General features: G+C 40.2%; 18 protein-coding genes. 15 read left to right on the plus strand and 3 right to left on the minus strand.

Annotation, left to right across the window (positions count from 1 at the left end):
- Positions 1-106 precede the first annotated feature (106 nt).
- Complete coding sequence (locus ACULLG_RS00490) at positions 107-1360, minus strand: LVIVD repeat-containing protein (RefSeq protein ID WP_452124802.1); 1254 nt, start codon at positions 1358-1360, stop codon at positions 107-109.
- 141 nt (positions 1361-1501) lie between these two features.
- Between ACULLG_RS00490 and miaB the strand changes: the two genes are divergently transcribed.
- From miaB to ACULLG_RS00540, 10 genes are all read left to right on the plus strand, one after another.
- On the plus strand, positions 1502-2965 hold the full coding sequence (miaB, locus tag ACULLG_RS00495; RefSeq protein ID WP_452124803.1) for a tRNA (N6-isopentenyl adenosine(37)-C2)-methylthiotransferase MiaB: 1464 nt from the start codon (positions 1502-1504) through the stop codon (positions 2963-2965).
- An 80-nt stretch (positions 2966-3045) separates the two neighbouring features.
- Positions 3046-4317, plus strand: a complete 1272-nt coding sequence (locus tag ACULLG_RS00500) for a sigma-54 interaction domain-containing protein (protein WP_452124804.1) — start codon at positions 3046-3048, stop codon at positions 4315-4317.
- A gap of 93 nt (positions 4318-4410) precedes the next feature.
- Positions 4411-4929, plus strand: coding sequence for an LptE family protein (locus tag ACULLG_RS00505; RefSeq protein WP_452124805.1), 519 nt, complete (start codon positions 4411-4413; stop codon positions 4927-4929).
- Positions 4930-4931: 2 nt separating this feature from the next.
- Complete coding sequence (locus ACULLG_RS00510) at positions 4932-5813, plus strand: hypothetical protein (protein WP_452124806.1); 882 nt, start codon at positions 4932-4934, stop codon at positions 5811-5813.
- A gap of 8 nt (positions 5814-5821) precedes the next feature.
- Entirely contained in the window at positions 5822-6181 is a 360-nt protein-coding gene (secG, locus tag ACULLG_RS00515) for a preprotein translocase subunit SecG (RefSeq protein WP_452124807.1), read from the plus strand.
- Between the two features lie 147 nt (positions 6182-6328).
- Entirely contained in the window at positions 6329-6607 is a 279-nt protein-coding gene (locus ACULLG_RS00520) for a co-chaperone GroES (RefSeq protein WP_452124808.1), read from the plus strand.
- 128 nt (positions 6608-6735) lie between these two features.
- Positions 6736-8367: a chaperonin GroEL gene (gene groL / locus ACULLG_RS00525; RefSeq protein WP_452124809.1), complete on the plus strand. Its 1632-nt coding sequence runs from the start codon at positions 6736-6738 to the stop codon at positions 8365-8367.
- 184 nt (positions 8368-8551) lie between these two features.
- Positions 8552-9748, plus strand: coding sequence for a glycoside hydrolase family 18 protein (locus ACULLG_RS00530; RefSeq protein ID WP_452124810.1), 1197 nt, complete (start codon positions 8552-8554; stop codon positions 9746-9748).
- Between the two features lie 17 nt (positions 9749-9765).
- Entirely contained in the window at positions 9766-11997 is a 2232-nt protein-coding gene (locus ACULLG_RS00535) for a DUF4838 domain-containing protein (RefSeq protein WP_452124811.1), read from the plus strand.
- Positions 11998-12013: 16 nt separating this feature from the next.
- Positions 12014-13498: an alpha-L-fucosidase gene (locus ACULLG_RS00540; RefSeq protein ID WP_452124812.1), complete on the plus strand. Its 1485-nt coding sequence runs from the start codon at positions 12014-12016 to the stop codon at positions 13496-13498.
- 30 nt (positions 13499-13528) lie between these two features.
- Here the strand turns inward: ACULLG_RS00540 and ACULLG_RS00545 are convergent, their stop codons facing one another.
- Complete coding sequence (locus ACULLG_RS00545) at positions 13529-14596, minus strand: DUF3179 domain-containing protein (RefSeq protein ID WP_452124813.1); 1068 nt, start codon at positions 14594-14596, stop codon at positions 13529-13531.
- A 5-nt stretch (positions 14597-14601) separates the two neighbouring features.
- The gene (locus tag ACULLG_RS00550; RefSeq protein WP_452124814.1) at positions 14602-15576 is read right to left on the minus strand and encodes a transporter; all 975 of its coding nucleotides are present in this window, start codon (positions 15574-15576) and stop codon (positions 14602-14604) included.
- Positions 15577-15788: 212 nt separating this feature from the next.
- Between ACULLG_RS00550 and ACULLG_RS00555 the strand changes: the two genes are divergently transcribed.
- The 5 genes from ACULLG_RS00555 to ACULLG_RS00575 all read left to right on the plus strand — a co-directional run bounded on the left by ACULLG_RS00555 (position 15789) and on the right by ACULLG_RS00575 (position 20335).
- Positions 15789-16241 (plus strand): GAF domain-containing protein, encoded by a 453-nt coding sequence (locus ACULLG_RS00555; RefSeq protein WP_452124815.1) that lies wholly within the window; start codon positions 15789-15791, stop codon positions 16239-16241.
- A 91-nt stretch (positions 16242-16332) separates the two neighbouring features.
- Positions 16333-17865, plus strand: coding sequence for a bifunctional phosphoribosylaminoimidazolecarboxamide formyltransferase/IMP cyclohydrolase (gene purH, locus ACULLG_RS00560; protein WP_452124816.1), 1533 nt, complete (start codon positions 16333-16335; stop codon positions 17863-17865).
- A gap of 55 nt (positions 17866-17920) precedes the next feature.
- Positions 17921-18949, plus strand: coding sequence for a rod shape-determining protein (locus ACULLG_RS00565; protein ID WP_420320434.1), 1029 nt, complete (start codon positions 17921-17923; stop codon positions 18947-18949).
- Between the two features lie 65 nt (positions 18950-19014).
- Positions 19015-19836 carry a rod shape-determining protein MreC gene (gene mreC, locus ACULLG_RS00570; RefSeq protein WP_452124817.1) on the plus strand — a complete coding sequence of 274 codons (822 nt, stop codon included), beginning with the start codon at positions 19015-19017 and terminating at the stop codon, positions 19834-19836.
- Positions 19837-20092: 256 nt separating this feature from the next.
- Complete coding sequence (locus ACULLG_RS00575; protein WP_452124818.1) at positions 20093-20335, plus strand: hypothetical protein; 243 nt, start codon at positions 20093-20095, stop codon at positions 20333-20335.
- Positions 20336-20357 lie beyond the last annotated feature (22 nt).

Consider the following 20357-nt stretch of genomic DNA (forward strand, 5'->3'; position numbering starts at 1 on the left):
AGGTAACAAAAGTATGCGAATTTTTCGATTTCGAATTTTTTTCAAAATCTCGCATAAAAAAATATCCCGCTAAAAACGGGATATTTGATATAGTTATTGTGTGAAATTAATTGAGGCCTATCTGGCTCATCAGCTTAATCTCGTCATCTAAATACTCATATTGGTACAGAACATCATCACCTACCATTATCAAATGACTCTCTAACGGAATTACGTCAAAGGTTACAATATCTTTGAAGTGATTTAACGATTTCAAATCTTCAATATCGGTCTTATCATAAACCTTCAATCCAGATTCTCCATCACATATAAACAACTTCTCATCCTTGATTCCCAAGCCGTATGGTTCGTCCATTGGATACATTTTGGCCAATTCAGGATTTTGTATGTTTGAAATATCCACTATAAAAAGGCCACTTTCCGTAGCTCCGCAAAAATTACCTCCTCGTAAGGTAACATATGCATAATCTCCATCGACCACTACAGGGTCACAGGCTGTGCCGTGTTGAAATTCTGAAACAAACGTTGGTTTGTCAGGGGAAGTGATATCATAAATATACATCCCTCTCATACTTCCAAGAAACAAATGGTTACCCCTATTAAAAATGGTCTCAATATCGAACCCAGCATAAACGTCTTCCAATTCCAATGGATTATCCAAATCGGAAATATTAAAAATATTGATGTTATGACTGTCCACGGCATATAAATAATCTTCAACAATTTTAAAACGGGCCAAGGAACCTCCCTGTCCTGTTGCACCACCGTCTGCAGTATTGGCAAGGGCATCTTCAAAAAAGATGTCAATACGTCCATTCTGTTCCACTTCAGAAATCAATCTGCGTTCTGTAGTTGTTTCCCAACCTACCAAAATTTCTGTTTCATAATCATAGCCCTCATTTTCAACAATATCAGCCTCAAATGGCCAGAACACATTGTTGTGCAACACATTTTCCAATCTTTTCACTTGTTCGATTGCTGTAATATCGGAGATATCCAACACAATAAGATCCATTAAACTATCGGCGTACAAAAAATCATCTTTCACCGAAATATCAACGTTTCCTGGAATTCGAATAAACCCAATCTTTCTAGGTTGCAAAGGGTTGCTGTTGTTGATCACATGAATTCCTTTGTACTTGTCGTTCACAAAAATGTAATCTTTGTACGTATACACTTTGCCTGACTCATCAATTGGACGAGGAGCTATAATGTCAACGCTATTCACAAAATCAGCTTTGCTGATCACCAATGGTTTTGCTACCAGGTATTCGGCATAACCATCGTTGTCATCATTTTTGTCGCAAGCGACAAAGGCCAAGATGGCCAAGGATAAAATAAACAGAATTTTCTTTTTCATAATTGTTTAAGTTTTTTGGATAGATAACACCTCATAGATAGAAATGGTTAAACAAAGTTGCGTGTTCATTTGTGTAAAATTTAACTGCCAAATTGTCACTAAAGTGGATTATGCACTATCTTTGCAGACCATTTAAACGAAATGACGAGGAACGAAGAGACCCAAAAAATAATAGACGAAAGCCAACAAGGAACCACCTTGACACTGGAAAAAAGTGAGAACAACAACCGCAAGCTATATATAGAAAGTTATGGCTGCCAGATGAATTTTTCCGATAGTGAAATTGTTGCTTCTATCTTGGCCAAAGAAGGATTTAACACTACCCAACTGCTTGAAGAGGCCGATTTGGTTTTGGTAAATACCTGCTCCATTCGAGAAAAAGCTGAAACAACAGTGCGCAAACGATTGGAGAAGTTCAATGCCGTAAAAAAGACCAACCCAGGAATGAAAGTCGGTGTGCTTGGTTGTATGGCAGAACGACTCAAAAGTAAATTTTTAGAGGAAGAAAAAATTGTGGATATGGTCGTGGGACCAGATGCCTATAAAGACCTTCCAAACCTCATTCAAGAAATAGATGAAGGCAGAAATGCCGTGAATGTTATTCTGTCCAAAGATGAAACATACGGCGATGTGGCTCCCGTTCGATTGAATTCCAACGGAGTAACCGCCTTTGTTTCCATTACCCGCGGCTGCGACAATATGTGCACGTTCTGCGTGGTACCTTTTACCCGAGGTCGCGAACGAAGTCGTGATCCGCAATCCATCTTGCAAGAAGTAAATGAACTCTGGGAAAAAGGATTCAAGGAAATTACTTTGCTCGGTCAAAATGTGGACAGTTACCTTTGGTATGGAGGCGGATTAAAAAAGGATTTTGAAAAGGCCTCGGACATGCAAAAGGCCACTTCGGTGAATTTTGCAAAGTTATTGGAACTTGTAGCCCACGCACAGCCCAAAATGCGCATTCGTTTTTCTACTTCCAATCCCCAAGACATGACCTTGGATGTGATTGAGACTATGGCGAAGTATGATAATATCTGTAATTACATACATCTACCGGTACAAAGTGGGAGCAATCGAATTTTAAAGGCAATGAACCGTCTTCATACACGAGAGGAATATTTTGGGTTGATTGACAATATTCGAAGTATAATCCCAGATTGTGCGATTAGTCAAGATATGATTACCGGATTCCCTACCGAGACAGAAGAGGACCACAAAGACACCCTCAGCCTGATGGAATATGTGAAATACGACTTTGGGTTCATGTTTGCTTATTCCGAGAGACCGGGAACATTGGCTGAACGAAAAATGGATGACGATATCCCTGAGGAAACCAAAAAAAGAAGACTTAAAGAGGTTATAGCATTGCAGCAACAGCACAGTCTTTATAGAACCGAACAACATGTAGGCAAGATAGAGGAAGTTCTGATTGAGGGACCTTCAAAAAAATCTGACGCCCAGTGGATGGGAAGAAATTCCCAAAACACGGTGGTTGTATTTCCAAAGGAAAATTACAAAATCGGCGATTTTGTTAATGTAAAAATCAATGAATGCACCTCAGCGACCTTAATTGGTGAGGCCGTTGGTTTGAGTGAAAATAATTAAATCAGTGTCATACTGAGCCTGTCAAAGCATGAAGGATAGCGTAAAGTCTTCGACAAGCTCAGACCGACAAAAAAAGATACATGGAATCAGTACAATCCATAAAACAACGCTTTGAACTCATTGGCAACAATGTAAAGTTGAATCGTGCCCTGGAAAAAGCAATTCAAGTGGCACCTACGGACATTTCGGTTTTGGTTACCGGGGAAAGTGGTGTGGGCAAGGAAGCCATTCCAAAAATCATACATTCACTCTCGCACCGCAAGCATGCAAAATACATTGCGGTAAACTGCGGGGCTATTCCGGAAGGGACCATCGACAGTGAACTTTTTGGACATGAAAAAGGCGCTTTTACTGGTGCTACCCAAACCCGAAATGGTTACTTTGAGGTTGCCGATGGGGGAACCATTTTTCTGGACGAGGTCGGTGAACTTCCTTTGACCACCCAAGTTCGGTTATTACGTGTTCTGGAGAATGGTGAATTCTTAAAAGTGGGTTCGTCACAAGTTCAGAAAACCGATGTGAGAATTGTGGCGGCAACAAACATAAATATGTTTGAGGCCATTAAAAAAGAGAAATTCCGGGAAGATCTGTATTACCGATTAAGCACGGTTGAAATCAATATTCCACCTTTGCGGGAACGCCAAGAAGACATTCATTTGTTGTTCCGAAAGTTTGCCTCCGATTTTGGACAGAAATACAAGATGCCGACCATTCGACTTGACGAACAGGCTGTTCAACTACTACTAAAATACCGATGGCCCGGAAACATAAGACAACTCCGAAACATTGCTGAACAAATCTCAGTTTTAGAAGAGAATAGAATTGTTAGCGCCGCAACACTAAATGGGTATTTGCCCAATGCAGGAAACACAAATCTACCTGCGGTAGTTGAGCGTAATAAGAAGGAAAGCGACTTTAGCAACGAAAGAGAAATTCTCTATAAAGTGCTTTTTGACATGAAGGGGGATCTTCATGACCTAAAAAAACTCACTTTGGAGTTATTGAAGAACAACGATTCCGAAAAAGTACAGGAAGAGAATCAAACCTTGATTCAGAAAATCTATGGAGACAAGGAAGAAAAAGTTGTGCCACAGGAAGATAATGTTGCAGAAATTCTTCATCTTCCTGAACCTGTAGTTGAACCTACGACCACGGTCGTACAACCCCAAGAAGATAGGTATCATTTTGCAGAGGAAATTCAAGAAGAAGAAACTTTATCTTTACAGGAAAAGGAAATAGAACTAATTAAAAAGTCCTTAGAACGCAATCGCGGAAAACGAAAGGCTGCCGCAACAGAATTGGGAATTTCAGAACGTACATTGTATCGAAAAATAAAACAATACGACCTTTAAGGTTTTGATTTCTGGATTCTAAGATTTTTGGATTAATAGATAAACATCACATACAAAAGCTTTAAACTTACTTGCATTTTGAAATTGAACTTAATGAAACAACGTACTATAAAATTCTTATTGTTAAGCTTGGTTGTAGCTTTCTCCGGTTGCGGCATTTATAACTTTTCTGGAGCCGATATTGGCACAGCGGAAAGCTTTCAGGTAAACTTCTTTCAGAATTATGCGGATCAAAATCCTGGCTCAACAATTCAACCCGGGTTAGACAGGGACTTTACCTTGGCACTTCAAGATCTGATCAACAATTTGACCAGTCTGTCCCTTACGGGAAGCAACGGCGATTTATTGTACGAGGGTGAAATTGTGGAATATAAAGTTACCCCGATGACCGCAACGGCGGATCAGCGTACAGCGCAGAACCGGTTGACCATGAGTGTCAATGTTCGTTTTTTCAACAAAACAAAAGAAGAAGTGGACTTTGAACGGAGATTTTCATTCTTTTTTGATTTTGATGCCGCAGCAGCCTTAACTTCCGTTCAGGCGCAAGCACATGAAGTATTGTTTGAACGATTAACACAAGATATTTTTAACGCCTCATTGGGCAATTGGTAAGCATGAACGTATCCGATTTTATACAGATTCTTCAAAAATCAAATACCATCCTCTCGCCTAAACAAACCAGGGAGTTGGAAGATATCATTGAGGAATACCCATACTTTCAGGCGGCCCGGGCACTGCATTTGAAGGGCTTAAAAAATCTGGATAGTTACAAATACAACAATGCTCTAAAAGTTACAGCAGCCCATACATCAGATCGGGATGTACTGTTCGACTTTATCACCTCACAAGAATTTGTGCAGAACAACATTGCGGACACTATTGCCGGACGGGTCCCAAAACTCCAAGATAAAAAAGCAGTTTCAGAAGAGATCACTCCCAACCCTGCTACGGAAACCTTATTGGGTGAGTCAGTGGAGGCACTTCCTCAAAACGTACAGGATGCGGAACAAATACTGGATCCAGCTTTGTTTGAATCCAAAAAAGCCAATACGGATGTTCTTATTGAAGAAAAACAAACTCCGTCGGAAGTAGACTTGGAAATAGGCAAACCTATTCCATTCACAAAAAAAGAAAAACATTCTTTTACAGAATGGTTGCAACTCACGTCGCAAAATCCGGATGAAGAAGGAGCAATCTCAACGAACAAGGAGTTACAAAAAAAGCAAAAGTTCGACTTGGTGGACAAGTTTATTGAAAGTAGACCTAAAATTGTCCCCAATGATGAGTCCAGCACAAAAATCAACATCAAAGAGTCTGTCAAAATGGACAAAAACCAGTTGATGACCGAGACTTTGGCCAAAGTTTATTTGGAACAAAAAAAATATAAAAAAGCCATACAAGCTTTCAAAATATTGAGTTTGAAATATCCGGAAAAAAGTGGTTTCTTTGCAGATCAAATTCGAGCGGTGAAGAAGCTGCAGAAAGAAAAAGAATAAGATAGAAAATGAGCACGTTTACAATTTTTTTGATATTGATCATCATAGTGTGCCTTTTGTTGGTTTTGGTAATTATGGTCCAAAATCCAAAAGGAGGCGGATTGTCTTCTTCATTTGGAGGTAGTGGAAATCAAGTTGTGGGAGGTGTTAAAAAGACCGGTGACTTTTTGGATAAAAGTACTTGGACCCTTGCCGCCTTATTGATTGTTTTGATACTTGCTTCCAATATTTCCCTAAAAGGAAATTACAGTCAGGCAGATTCTAAACTTTTGCAAGGAGATGATATAGAGAACACCATACCGGAAACGGTTCCGGAAGAAGTTCCTGAGCAGGTTCCTACAACTAACCCAGCTGACACCATTAATTAAAAAATTAATGACAGAATAAATACATAATGCCAGCTTGAATGACAAGCTGGCATTTTTATTTTGATATCCTGTCAGTTTTCACGTAATGGCATAATTTCTGCGCAAAGTTTCGAGAATTTTTAAAACAAATACCTAAAGATTAATAATATGGCTAAAGTTAACATCAAACCATTAGCGGACAGAGTTCTGATAGAACCTGTTGAAGCTGAAACCAAAACAGCTTCTGGTATCATTATCCCCGATACCGCCAAAGAAAAACCACAAAAAGGAAAAGTAGTAGCTGTTGGCCCAGGAACCAAGGATGAATCCATTACAGTAAAGGTTGGAGACACTGTTCTTTATGGCAAATATGCTGGTACCGAACTAAAATTGGACGGTGCCGATTACTTGATCATGCGTGAGAGCGACATTTTAGCAATAGTGTAAACCCGTATGTCATTCCCACGTGGTTACTGAGCGAAGTCGAAGTGAAAGTGGGAATCCAATAAAATTGAAAAGTTTAATCATATAGATTCCTGCCTTCGCAGGAATGACAAAAACAACAAATTAGAATCATGGCAAAAGATATTAAGTTCGATATAGAAGCACGTGATGGCCTTAAAAAAGGTGTTGATGCCTTGGCCAATGCTGTAAAGGTAACGTTGGGACCTAAAGGTAGAAATGTTATCATTAGTAAATCTTTCGGAGCACCTCAAGTAACTAAAGATGGAGTTACTGTTGCAAAAGAAATCGAATTGGAAGACGCCCTAGAGAACATGGGTGCCCAAATGGTAAAAGAAGTAGCCTCCAAAACCAATGATCTTGCTGGTGATGGTACAACAACTGCAACTGTTCTTGCCCAGGCCATAGTAAAAGAAGGACTTAAAAATGTTGCTGCCGGTGCAAATCCAATGGATCTTAAAAGAGGTATCGACAAAGCCGTGGAAGCTATCGTCGAGAACCTGTCCAAACAGTCCAAAAAGGTTGGGGATTCTTCAGAAAAAATCAAACAAGTAGCAGCTATTTCCGCAAATAATGACGGAACCATTGGTGACTTGATTGCTCAAGCTTTTGAAAAAGTAGGCAAAGAAGGTGTCATCACAGTTGAAGAGGCCAAAGGAACAGACACTTATGTAGATGTTGTTGAAGGAATGCAGTTCGATAGAGGTTACCTATCTCCTTACTTCGTTACCGATTCAGAAAAAATGATTGCTGACTTGGACAATCCCTACATCTTGTTATTCGACAAGAAAATCTCTTCAATGAAAGATTTACTTCCTGTTTTGGAGCCTGTGGCACAATCTGGAAAACCACTATTGATCATCGCAGAGGATGTTGACGGTGAAGCTCTTGCTACTTTGGTAGTGAACAAGTTGAGAGGTTCCTTGAAAATTGCTGCTGTGAAAGCTCCAGGTTTTGGCGACCGTAGAAAGGCCATGTTGGAAGACATTGCGATTTTGACCAACGGTACTGTAATTTCTGAAGAAAGAGGATTCTCTTTGGAAACTGCAACTATCGATATGTTGGGTACAACCGAAAGAGTTACTATCGACAAGGACAACACAACTATAGTGAATGGTGCCGGGGTTGCTAAAAACATCAAGGCCCGTGTTAACCAAATCAAATCACAGATAGAAACTACAACGTCAGACTACGACAAAGAAAAACTGCAAGAGCGTTTGGCCAAGTTGGCTGGTGGAGTTGCAGTTCTTTATGTCGGTGCTGCTTCTGAGGTTGAAATGAAAGAGAAGAAAGACCGTGTGGATGATGCACTTCATGCGACACGAGCAGCTGTAGAAGAAGGCATCGTAGCAGGTGGTGGAGTTGCTTTGGTAAGAGCTAAATCTGTACTTTCCAAAGTTGACACCATCAATGAAGATGAGGCTACGGGACTACAAATAGTAGCTAGGGCCATTGAATCTCCTCTAAGAACTATTGTTGAGAATGCCGGTGGCGAAGGATCTGTGGTTGTTGCAAAAGTTATGGATGGAAAAGGCGATTTTGGTTTTGATGCTAAATCTGACAAATATGTAGAAATGATGAAAGTAGGTATCATTGACCCAACAAAAGTGACTCGGGTTGCTTTGGAAAATGCCGCTTCCGTAGCAGGAATGATTTTGACAACAGAATGTGCATTGACCGATATTAAAGAAGATGCTCCAGCGATGCCTCCAATGGGGGGTGGTGGAATGCCCGGAATGATGTAATTCCTAAAACATATTATTAAAAAAAGGCCCGTGAAGTTTCACGGGCTTTTTTTTGTCCTGTTTCCATCTTTCTTGTTCTCCCCAAATCCGTTGTTTGTACTTTCTCAAATGTCCTCTGTCTAATACTTTCCCATGAGCCATTTTTAATGATTAATTTTTTAAGGAATAAAAAATTCCTTTTAAGATGAAATACATAAAATTCTTCATTCCCCTTCTCAGCATCTTTTTGCTTATCTCGTGTACGGAACGCACCAAAGAAGAAGAGGAACATCCTTTTACTGTTATGGCCTATTATGTTCCTGAAGAAGATTATCATCCCGAGAAATTACCCTTGGAACAATTGACCCATATTATTTTTTCGTTTACCAAAGTAATTGATGGTGAAATGAAATTTCAAGACCCTCAAACCGGAGAAAAGCTTGAACAACTTGTAGCCCAAAGAAAAAACCATCCGCATCTAAAAGTTATGATTGCCTGTGGAGGGTGGGGAGCTGATGGTTTTTCCGATATGTCACATACGGCAGAAAATCGAAAGAAATTTGTTCAAAGCGTGGTCAATTTCAACAAAAAATATGAATTGGATGGAATAGACATGGACTGGGAATACCCGGCGATTCCAGCTGCAGGAACAGGTGCTCGCCCTGAAGACAAGCAAAATTTTACCTTTTTGATGAAAGAACTTCGCGAAGCATTGGACACCTTGGATAGAGCGCAGACTTTGACTTTTGCCTCAGCAGGCTGGAGTCCATACTATAAAAACATCGAGATTGAGGAGGTCATGAAGTATGCCAACTATATGAATGTGATGACCTACGATCAAATTGGGTCTGCCGCACCATTTACCGGACATCACACCGCACTAGGTCTAATTCAGGAAAAAGATGTTCAAAGTACTCCGGCATGGACATATGTAGAGGAAAGAAGAAAAATATCAAAAGAAGATCAAGGAGCCTATGAACCCCAATCTGCAGAAAAGATTGTAGCCTATTGCTTGGAAATTGGAGTGAAAAGAGAACAGATCGTAATAGGTGCCGCCTTTTATGGAAGGGCTTGGAAAGGAGTGCCTCCGCAAAACAACGGACTATACCAAATGAACTCTGGGGCACATATCGGATGGAGCACATATAAACAAATTCGTGAAGAATTTGAGTCTAGCGAGGATTACAAAAGGTATTGGGACCCTATTGCCAAAGCCCCATATATCTATAATGCAAAAGACAGCATTTTTATAAGTTATGATGATTCGGTCTCAGTCCGTCTTAAAACAGAGTTCGCCATGCAAAAGAAATTGGGCGGCATCATGTTCTGGCAATTGGGGAATGATACCAAAGAAAAAAACAGCCTCTTAAAATCAATTTACGACGCTTCCATTAAAAATTAGCCAAAGTGACCACCACCATGAAAAAGCAGATCGCCTTCATATTGTTCCTTTTCGGGTTTTGTATACTATCCTGTTCAGATAACGGATTGACCCTGGCCAAAGATGGACAATCCAACTACCAAATTGTCATTCCAAATGATGCATCCGAACTCAACAACAAATCAGCACAAATTCTTCAGCAAAACCTTCAACTGATCAGCGACACCAAATTGAATATTGTAGTTCAGGACAAGGAAAACAGAAAAAAAGGGAAAATTTATATTGGTATTGGAGAAAAGGAAGCCCTCCAGCAACATGAAATACGAATCAAAACCAAAAACAACAATCTGTTCATTTGGGGAGGTTCGGATTTAGCCACTCAAAATGCCGTGTTTGAATTTCTTGAAAAATATCTGGATTGCAAATGGTATGCTCCGGGAGTAGCATCCATCCCGTCCATGGAAACGGTTTCCATCGGCTCTATTGATTATAGTTACACCCCTGAAATTACCACCAGAACCGTCCATTCCCGGCTCTATTATGAAAACCACGAGTTCGCAGATCAGCAAAAGGTCACCTACGAGGCATTTCCATATTATGTTCCGGGCGCCAGGGTACATACGTTCCATAGATTTATGCCTGAAGAGGTGTTTTATGAATCACATCCAGAATATTATGCCCTTCGGGATGGGAAAAGATTGCCCACGCAGCTATGCCTTACCAACGCGACAGTTCTTGAAATTGTCAAAGATTCAGTATCGGCACATTTTAAACGAAATCCCAACACTTCGGTTATTTCGGTAAGTCAGGATGATAACCAACAACATTGCCAATGTAATAATTGTAGTAAAATTGATTCCGAGGAAGGTAGTCCAGCTGGCACTATGATTCATTTTGTAAACAATGTGGCCGAGGCTTTTCCAGAAAAGACAATATCAACCTTGGCCTATCAGTACACCCGGAAACCCCCAAAAGTACACCCCAAAGCCAATGTTCTGATAACTCTTTGTTCCATAGAATGCGACCGCAGTGCTCCAATAGCAGAAAAATGCACTGATTTTGCCGATGACCTTATTGGATGGGGGAAACTCACAGATAATATCCGAATTTGGGATTATACCACCCAATTCACCAACTTTTTGGCGCCTTTTCCAAACATTTGCACATTGCAACCCAACATTCAACTTTTTAAGGACAATAATGCCAAATGGGTTTTTGAACAACATAGCAACAATCCCAGTGAGCTTTTTGAACTTCGTTCTTATATAACGGCCAAACTACTTTGGAATCCCAATTTGGATTTTGATGACCTGCTTACTGAATTTACTGATGGTTACTATCACGAAGCGGGGCCATTTATAAAAAAGTACGTCGACTTGATCCATTCAAAAATCAAAGAAGACCAGGACTTCTTTCTGTTTTTATACGGCGATCCGTCCGAAGCCTTTTCATCCTATTTGAATCCCGATTTATTGGCAGAATACTCAACATTGTTCAATGATGCCGAACAAGCTGTCGCGGATAAACCAGCAATTGTTGACCGTGTAAAAATGGCGCGTTTGGGAATTGACTATGCCGTTTTGGAAGCTTGCCGAAAAAATCTCACTGATGATTATAGCTTGATGACCATCAACCAAAATTCCAAAGAAACCATAAATCCTATGGTGGCTTCTCTTCTTGACAGTTTTATCAATACCACACGAAAAAACAACATCACTTTGATGAATGAAATGGGCTTTACCGTGAATGAATATGCTTCAAACTTTATGTCAGCTCTAAAGATTGCCCAAAAACCAAATAAAGCCAAAGGAAAGAAAGTGGTCAGTTTGACCAAGCCCAAAAAATATGCCAATGAAGACCCTATGGTTTTGACCGATAGTGCCCTCGGTGGAAGTAGTTTTTATGCAAACTGGCTAGGATACGAGGGAAACGATATGGAGGTTGTAGTTGACCTGGGTAAAACACAAAATATCCGCAGCATTTCCATGGCATTCTTACAGGTGACCAACCATGTTGTTTTTTTTCCTTCTTCGGTCACTTATTACGGTTCAACAGATAATATCAATTTTACCCCATTGGGAAATCTAAAGAATCCTGCGCCCCTGAGCAAAAAGAGCAAAGTAAACGACATCCATTATTTTGACCTTCAATTTGAAGCAATGAACGCCCGATATATCAAAGTAATAGCCAAAAATACGGAGACTCCCTATTGGCACCATGCCGCTGGATTGCCTTCTTGGGTATTTGCCGATGAAATCATAATCAACTAAAAATAAAATACGAAGAATGAAAATTAGCTTACCATTTGTTGTGGCCCTTTTGACCTGCACCATGTTCATAAGTACAGGCATAATGGCACAGGCCATTTATGAAGATGAACGCTATGTTCCGGAAACCGACCCTTTGGTTTTGGAGAAACTGGAAAAATGGCAAGATCTTAAATTCGGACTATTGATGCACTGGGGACCCTACAGCCAATGGGGAATTGTAGAATCTTGGTCCATTTGCCCAGAAGAATATGGCTGGTGCGAACGTAAAAAGGGTTCAAATCCAGACAACTATTTTGCCTACAAGGAAGAGTATGAAAATCTTAGAAAAACCTTCAATCCCGTAAAGTTTGATCCAGATAAATGGGCCAAAGCGGCGAAAGGTGCGGGCATGAAATATGTAGTTTTTACTACCAAGCACCACGATGGTTTTTCCATGTTCGATACAAAGTATACCGATTATAAGATTACAGATGCCCAAACCCCTTTTTCAACCCATCCAAAATCAAATATTACCAAGGAAATCTTTGATTCTTTCCGAAATCAGAATTTATGGGCGGGGGCTTACTTCTCAAAACCCGATTGGCACATGCCGGCATATTGGGATCCCTATTATCCTCCACGTGACCGTAATGTAAATTATGAACCGGAGTCAAATCCGGAAAAGTGGCAGGAGTATGTGGATTTCACACACAATCAAATTTTGGAACTGCTCACGGACTATGGCAAAGTGGACATCCTTTGGTTGGATGGCGGCTGGGTGGCCAAAAAACCCAATTCGGCCATAAGCAGTTGGTACGACAGGCAGCTTAAAAATAATGAGACCGGATATTTGAAATATAGAAACATCAACCAAGACATTAAAATGGACGAACTGGTGCAGAAAGCCCGAGTAAAGCAACCAGGATTAATCGTTGTGGATCGAGCTGTACATGGTAAAAATCAAAATTACCTGACTCCAGAGAACCGAGTTCCGGAAAAGCCGTTGCCTTACCCTTGGGAATCTTGTATTATTGCGGGAGGTGGCTGGTCCTATGCCTTTAATGCAAAGTATATGTCGGGGAGGGAGGCCATACATACCCTGGTTGACATTGTGACCAAAGGAGGCAATTTACTTCTGAACATAGCACCAAGCCCCGAAGGTGAATGGGATGCAGGTGCTTATCAATTACTGGATGAAATCGGAACTTGGATGGATGTGAATAATGAGGCGATTTATGGCACCAGGGCTATGGCTCCCTACAAATTTGACAACATCTGCGTCACTTCGAAACCTGATGGAACAATTTATCTCATTTATCTGGTAAAGGAAGGACAGCGCACACTTCCTTCGGAAATTACATTTGCAGATTACAAAGGGTCGAAAAACGTCAAAGCGAAATTGCTTGAAACCAACAATCGTTTAAAATGCAATGTATCCAAAGAGGAATTGACCATAAAAATACCCGAAAATATTAAAGAAACGCTGTTAAAAACCAATGCCTTTACCATCCAATTGAAATAGGGTTCTCCCTATTTCAATTGTTTTTCTGTGTCAATTGCCAAAAATTTCGGTTTGATAAAATGCGGGAACGGAAAACCAATAGGCCATAAAGGAGGCAGGTGCTTTTAATCTTTCCCCCAAACGTGGGCCGGAAATGGCATTCCCAAATAAATCCCATTGGTTGCCTTCATTGTCTTCCAACAAAGTATCTGAATTACCATCAAAAATATAGGTGAACTGCAATGAATTGTGCTCTCCTTCCGGCTCAAAAGCCACCATGAAATCCCTGTTTCCAACAATCAAATAATTTCTTCCCTTGAAAGCATCCATCACAACATTCTCAGCGGCAAAATCCCCAAATCGATATACTTTGGCATCACTCTCGTTGATTATGGCCAACACACGTTCCTTTAATGGCAACCTAGTATCCTTGCTCACCGGAAACAAAAAGAAATCATTATCTGTGCTGTAATTACCATAGGGCGAGGTTCCATAGGTGCGCTGAAAGCCAGTACTTAAGTTCACTACCTGAGAGTTCGGGTACATTTGTTTCCAAGTTTTCCAATCCGTTTCGACCAACATGGACAAGCTCACTTTGGTGCCCAGTAACTCCCCATTTACAGATTCGTTCAAAATTTGGGACCAATTACTGTTGGTTTCCCTATCAAAAGGAATCAAGTTGGTATTGTACAGCAATCCAGAAACTCCAAAAGTGGTTTCTTTTCCATCAATCACCCTTCCCCAGCCAATTCCAGTACCTGTTAACGGACAATAAGTAATAGCAACAGACGCCTCTCCTATATTGTCATTGATTATTTCATGCCAATCCAAAATTATATGCGGATACCCCCGAACATCGTCCCCATTTTTAAAGCCAATGATCAAATCATTGTCCTCCAAAAAATTCACGTTTGAGGCTTGTGTAAAAGTGAGGTTCTGTAAAGAGGGGATCCCGTCCCTTCCGGGACCTCCATCCAACACCTGGACCACTGGAATGCTCCAAAAATTATTTTCTACCGGATTAACCGTTCCATCTCCATTTGTAGTTTCTTCCACACTTGACGAACTGCAGGATACCATCATCCCAACCATCGTCAGCATTAAAATCCAATTTTTCATTTTTTTTAATTTAAAACTCCAATTTTCTTTTTCTGTAATTTCCATAATAACCCAATAGTAAGCCTATTGGTTGGTGTGAGCTGCGTGCCATCCACATAGCTATACAATGGCAATTCGAACCGCGATACCAAAACAAAGTTTTGGGCAATATTGGCCGATAACTCAGGTCGTATAAATATCCATTCCCCTCCGGTGTTGGGAAGGTTGGAAGAATCGATGCGGTCAACTTCCGCTTTTCTATATTTGATTATGAGGCCCGGATTGAAAATGGTATTGAACAGGCCAAATTGATCTGTGTATCCCAAATTGGCTTGCATCTCATTTCCAAATTCATATATCGAAGAATTGTTTAAATAATCGTTATTTTCTCCGGTGGCACGGTAGGTCAAACTGGCGGACAAGGTTGCAGATGGTCTAAAATTCAATCCTTTTGAAAGTGAAATCAATCCAATAAAGTCCCAAGCTCCACTACCAGGTTGAAGATCTGCTGTTAACTGAATTCCCTGGGAAGTGGTAAAATCAGACCTCCCTAAGGGTGCTTTTGTACCTGCGCCCAAACTGATGGTTGAACGCTGCCCCAATAAATCGGGAAAAGCGTATTTGACCAAAAACACGGCATCACCAATACCGGTTGTCTCAGTATCATTTTCATTTCCGAATTGGGAAATGGTTCGAAGTTGATTCACCCAGGTGAAAAGGGATTCCACAGAAAGTCTGTCAGAAAAAGAATACCCCACGCTGACCAATACAGAATTGGTCACCCTTAATCGGGAATCATCATCAAGTTCACTTGAGCCTGCATTTAAAGTGTTTAGGTTGTTATAATCATAGCTCAACCCAATCAACAAAGTTCCTTTACCCTCATTGGGCAAGCCCAAATTATTGGACAAAGGAACCCCACCTGAACAGCAGGTTTGAGAAAAACCCAACTGCCCCAGAAATAATGTGGTTAGGACCAAAAACCTCGCAAAGTTTTTCATAGCCGCCCTAGTTCAGTAGCACTGACAATGAATACCTTACAGAAAATTGAATTTCTAAATGTTAAATTTTAAAAATACTCCCCAATGCATGTCGTCGTCATCAGTATGGTTCTTATGATACTCCCAATATTGTTGTTTGCTATGCTCGTAATTTTTGAAATTAACAACGACCTAAAAACTCTATTTGAAATATCTTTGCAAAAAACAATCTTATGCTGGCTTCCCTCAAACCGAAAGTTGCTTCTATTTTATCCGATAATGCCGAAAGTGTTGTAAATCGTTTACAGGCGGTTTGCACCTTACTTAGAGATTCGGTCGACTACTACGATTGGGTTGGATTTTATTTTAAAAACGGGGACAAGGAAGAACTCAAGCTGGGTCCATACGCCGGGGAACCCACCGACCACACCATTATTCCCTTCGGGAAAGGTATTTGTGGACAGGTTGCAGTAAGCAATGAAAACTTCGTAGTCCCCGATGTGGCTGCTCAGGACAACTATATCGCCTGCAGTATTACGGTTAAATCTGAAATCGTAGTTCCTCTTTTTAAAAATGGTGATAACATTGGGCAAATTGATATTGATTCCAACACATCCGACCCCTTTACTCAAGAAGATGAGCGGTTCTTGGAATTTGTTAATCAAAAAGTATCACAAATTCTTTAAAACTAGTGGCATTTTGTTGATAACCCAGCTCCTTTTTTAGATTCAAAAAAATTACTTTTGTGTGCTTAATAATTTGATTTTAAGACACAAAATGAGCACCACCAAAAAAGCCTCCGCTGCACTTATATCTGTATTTCACAAAGACGGTTTGGAACCCATCGTCAAAAAACTGGACGAACTGGGCGTAACCCTATACTCAACAGGTGGAACTGAGAAATTTATCCAAGATTTAGGAATCAATGTAATCCCGGTTGAAGATGTTACTAGTTACCCCTCCATTTTAGGTGGACGTGTAAAAACCCTTCACCCAAAGGTTTTTGGCGGAATTCTGAATCGACAGGACAATGACAGTGATGTTGCCCAAATGGAAGAGTTCGAAATTCCACAATTGGATATTGTTATCGTCGACTTATATCCTTTTGAAAAAACAGTGGCCAGTGGTGCTTCTGAACAAGATATTATTGAAAAAATAGATATTGGTGGAATTTCTTTGATCAGGGCAGCGGCCAAAAACTTCAAAGATGTGCTCTGTGTATCATCAATGGAGGATTATGGCGATTTCTTGAATGTCATTTCCGAAGGAAACGGTTCAACCACGATTGAAGATCGCAAACGCTTCGCCTCCAAAGCTTTTAATGTTTCCTCCCACTACGACTCTGCCATTTTTAATTATTTCAACGCAAGTGGTGAAGAAACGGCGCTGAAAATCAGTGAGCAAAACGGAAAGGTGCTTCGCTATGGTGAAAATCCACACCAAAAAGGATATTTCTATGGTGATTTTGAAGCGATGTTCTCCAAATTACATGGCAAAGAGCTTTCCTATAACAATCTTTTGGATGTTGATGCCGCTGTAAATCTTATGGGCGAATTCAAAAATGACGCACCAACCTTTGCCATCCTCAAACACAATAACGCATGTGGATTGGCAACAAGAAGCACTATTAAACAGGCTTATGTAGATGCCTTGGCCGGCGATCCGGTTTCAGCTTTTGGAGGTATTTTAATCTCCAATGTTGAAATTGACGCTCCAACTGCAGAAGAAATACACAAATTGTTCTGTGAAGTGGTCATTGCCCCCTCTTATTCCGATGAAGCATTGGAAATTCTAAAAGGCAAGAAAAACCGAATCATTCTAATCCAAAATGAAGTGGCACTTCCAGATACTTTGGTAAGAACATGCCTAAACGGTGTTTTAGTTCAGGATAAAGACTTTAAAACCGACTCTGCAGATGAATTAACTTCGGTTACCGACAAAAAACCATCTTCTGAGGAAATTGAGGATTTAATTTTTGCCTCTAAATTGTGCAAACATACCAAGAGCAACACCATTGTTTTGGCCAAGAACAAACAACTATGTGCCAGTGGAACAGGTCAGACCTCAAGAGTGGACGCCTTGAACCAAGCTATCCACAAGGCAAACTCCTTCAATTTTGAGTTGGAAGGCGCTGTAATGGCCAGTGATGCCTTCTTTCCTTTCCCTGATTGTGTTGAGATTGCGGACAAAGCAGGAATCAAAAGTGTAATCCAGCCAGGAGGCTCTATTAAGGACCAATTGAGCATCGATTATTGCAACGAAAATGGTTTGGCCATGGTAATGACAGGTACACGGCATTTTAAACATTAATTTTAGTACATTAGCCGATAAAATTTACCGTTAATCCGAAAAACAGACGCTTTTTATGGGATTTTTTGATTTCATGACCGAGGAAATCGCCATTGACCTTGGTACTGCAAACACCCTGATCATTCATTTAGACAAAGTCGTAGTTGATAGCCCATCCATTGTTGCCCGGGATAGAATCACTGGCAAAATAATAGCAGTGGGAAGGGAAGCCAATATGATGCAAGGAAAGACCCATGAGAACATCAAGACCATTAGACCATTGAAAGATGGAGTAATTGCCGATTTTGATGCTTCGGAAAAGATGATCAATATGTTCATCAAAAACATTCCTGCATTAAAGAAAAAATGGTTCCCTCCTGCTTTACGAATGGTCATTTGTATTCCTTCTGGGATTACTGAAGTGGAAATGCGCGCGGTTCGGGAGTCAGCGGAAAGGGTTAATGGCAAGGAAGTTTATTTGATTCATGAACCAATGGCAGCTGCAATCGGTATTGGACTTGATATTATGCAGCCCAAAGGAAACATGATTGTGGATATAGGCGGTGGAACCACTGAGATTGCAGTTATCGCCTTAGGCGGAATTGTATGCGACAAGTCGGTTAAGATTGCGGGGGATGTATTTACCAATGACATCATCTATTACATGCGTACCCAGCACAACCTTTATGTTGGGGAAAGCACCGCGGAAGCGATAAAAATAGAGATTGGTTCTGCCACAGAGGATTTAAAATCCCCACCAGATGACAAATCAATTCAAGGAAGAGACCTTTTGACAGGAAAACCAAAACAGGTGCAGGTTTCTTATCGCGAAATTGCCAAGGCTCTTGATAAAAGTATTTTGAGGGTCGAGGATGCCGTTATGGAAACCTTGTCCCAGACTCCACCAGAGCTTGCAGCTGACATTTACAATACAGGTATTTATCTTGCCGGTGGCGGATCTATGTTAAGAGGACTGGATAGAAGACTCTCCCAAAAAACAGATTTACCTGTGTACATTGCAGAAGATCCTTTGAGAGCAGTTGTGCGTGGTACAGGTATCGCTCTTAAAAATTTGGAGCGATATAAAAGTATATTGATAAAGTAATTCGGTTACCGAAACCGTTTTGGGGCCATTTGAAAGTTTTCGGACTTTCCTAATGATACGATTGCATGCAGCGGATCATCAATTTTATATTACGGAACAGAAATGCATTTCTCTATGTTTTTCTTATGGTCATTTCACTGAGTTTGACAATTCGGTCACACTCTTACCATCAATCAAAATTTTTTAATTCCTCCAAATGGTTAACTGGCAATGTTTATACTGTTGGTGCCAATATCTCCTCTTACTTTGGATTGCGTGAAGAAAACAAAAGACTGGTTAAAGAAAATGAGCGTCTTCGACTACTGCTCTTTAATCTGAAAGATGAAAATTTACCGCCATCGGACTCTTCCACTGTAATCAATGATTATGAAGTTTTTAGTGCCAGCCTGGTTAAAAACAGTTTTTCCTCACCAAGAAATTACCTAACCATAAATAAAGGAAGGAATCACGGAGTAACTCAGGATATGGGTGTAATCACCCCTGAAGGCATCCTTGGAATTGTAGAAAATGTTTCCTCTAATTTTGCCACTGTTCAGAGTGTTTTGAATACAAAATCCAGCATTAATGCCAAAATCAAAAACTCCGAGTTTTTTGGTTCCTTGGTATGGGATGCCAACGATTATTTGGTCGCACAATTAAAAGACATACCCCGATTGGTCCCGCTTGTTGTAGGAGATACAATTGTTACCGGTGGCATGTCCAGTATTTTTCCCGAAAACATACCTATTGGAGTAATAAAGAAATATGATCTAAACACCTCGCAAAGCGAGTATAATATTGATGTGGCCTTGTTCAATGATATGGCCAATGTTAAAAATGTGTATTTAATCAGCAATACGAATAAGAACGAAATAAAGGAACTAGAGGCACTTACTGAAGATGAATAATACCATTTTTATAAACACACTTCGTTTTGCTTTACTTGTACTTACACAAGTGCTTATTTTCAACACCCTAAATTTCATGGGGTTCATCAATCCTCTGGTATACGTGATTTTTTTCTATTGGTACCCCTTAAAAAGTAATCGGGCAGTTTTTATGCTAACCTCCTTTTTCCTTGGATTTATAATCGACCTTTTTTCCGACACTCTAGCGCTCCATTCCATAGCAGCACTGACAGTTGCTTATGCAAGACCTCTAATTATGAGATTTTGCTTTGGAGTGAACTATGAATTTCAAAATTTCAGCTTTAAGAATACCACCAAAGTACAGCGCATCACCTTTATGGCACTTTTGATATTGGTTCATCAGATAGTTTTCTTTTCACTGGAAATTTTAAGTATCTCCCATATCCTGTTAATTTTGAAAAAGGTTTTTGCCACGGGTGTAGTAACTTTGGTGCTATGTTCACTTTTTAGTTCACTTTTTAGTCCAAAGACCGAATAAAAAAGCTGTTGTTCCGTTGAAA

It is taken from the genome of Flagellimonas sp. 2504JD1-5 (assembly GCF_053618295.1).

What these genes read in the sequence shown, in the direction of transcription:
- purH (WP_452124816.1), top strand. Translation starts at nt 16,333, where the DNA reads ATGAGCACCACCAAAAAAGCCTCCGCTGCACTTATATCTGTATTTCAC.
- ACULLG_RS00500 (WP_452124804.1), top strand. Translation starts at nt 3,046, where the DNA reads ATGGAATCAGTACAATCCATAAAACAACGCTTTGAACTCATTGGCAAC.
- ACULLG_RS00505 (WP_452124805.1), top strand. Translation starts at nt 4,411, where the DNA reads ATGAAACAACGTACTATAAAATTCTTATTGTTAAGCTTGGTTGTAGCT.
- ACULLG_RS00535 (WP_452124811.1), top strand. Translation starts at nt 9,766, where the DNA reads ATGAAAAAGCAGATCGCCTTCATATTGTTCCTTTTCGGGTTTTGTATA.
- ACULLG_RS00520 (WP_452124808.1), top strand. Translation starts at nt 6,329, where the DNA reads ATGGCTAAAGTTAACATCAAACCATTAGCGGACAGAGTTCTGATAGAA.
- secG (WP_452124807.1), top strand. Translation starts at nt 5,822, where the DNA reads ATGAGCACGTTTACAATTTTTTTGATATTGATCATCATAGTGTGCCTT.
- ACULLG_RS00575 (WP_452124818.1), top strand. Translation starts at nt 20,093, where the DNA reads ATGAGATTTTGCTTTGGAGTGAACTATGAATTTCAAAATTTCAGCTTT.
- ACULLG_RS00550 (WP_452124814.1), bottom strand. Translation starts at nt 15,576, where the DNA reads ATGAAAAACTTTGCGAGGTTTTTGGTCCTAACCACATTATTTCTGGGG.
- ACULLG_RS00555 (WP_452124815.1), top strand. Translation starts at nt 15,789, where the DNA reads ATGCTGGCTTCCCTCAAACCGAAAGTTGCTTCTATTTTATCCGATAAT.
- ACULLG_RS00565 (WP_420320434.1), top strand. Translation starts at nt 17,921, where the DNA reads ATGGGATTTTTTGATTTCATGACCGAGGAAATCGCCATTGACCTTGGT.
- ACULLG_RS00510 (WP_452124806.1), top strand. Translation starts at nt 4,932, where the DNA reads ATGAACGTATCCGATTTTATACAGATTCTTCAAAAATCAAATACCATC.
- ACULLG_RS00490 (WP_452124802.1), bottom strand. Translation starts at nt 1,360, where the DNA reads ATGAAAAAGAAAATTCTGTTTATTTTATCCTTGGCCATCTTGGCCTTT.
- ACULLG_RS00545 (WP_452124813.1), bottom strand. Translation starts at nt 14,596, where the DNA reads ATGAAAAATTGGATTTTAATGCTGACGATGGTTGGGATGATGGTATCC.
- miaB (WP_452124803.1), top strand. Translation starts at nt 1,502, where the DNA reads ATGACGAGGAACGAAGAGACCCAAAAAATAATAGACGAAAGCCAACAA.
- ACULLG_RS00530 (WP_452124810.1), top strand. Translation starts at nt 8,552, where the DNA reads ATGAAATACATAAAATTCTTCATTCCCCTTCTCAGCATCTTTTTGCTT.
- groL (WP_452124809.1), top strand. Translation starts at nt 6,736, where the DNA reads ATGGCAAAAGATATTAAGTTCGATATAGAAGCACGTGATGGCCTTAAA.
- mreC (WP_452124817.1), top strand. Translation starts at nt 19,015, where the DNA reads ATGCAGCGGATCATCAATTTTATATTACGGAACAGAAATGCATTTCTC.
- ACULLG_RS00540 (WP_452124812.1), top strand. Translation starts at nt 12,014, where the DNA reads ATGAAAATTAGCTTACCATTTGTTGTGGCCCTTTTGACCTGCACCATG.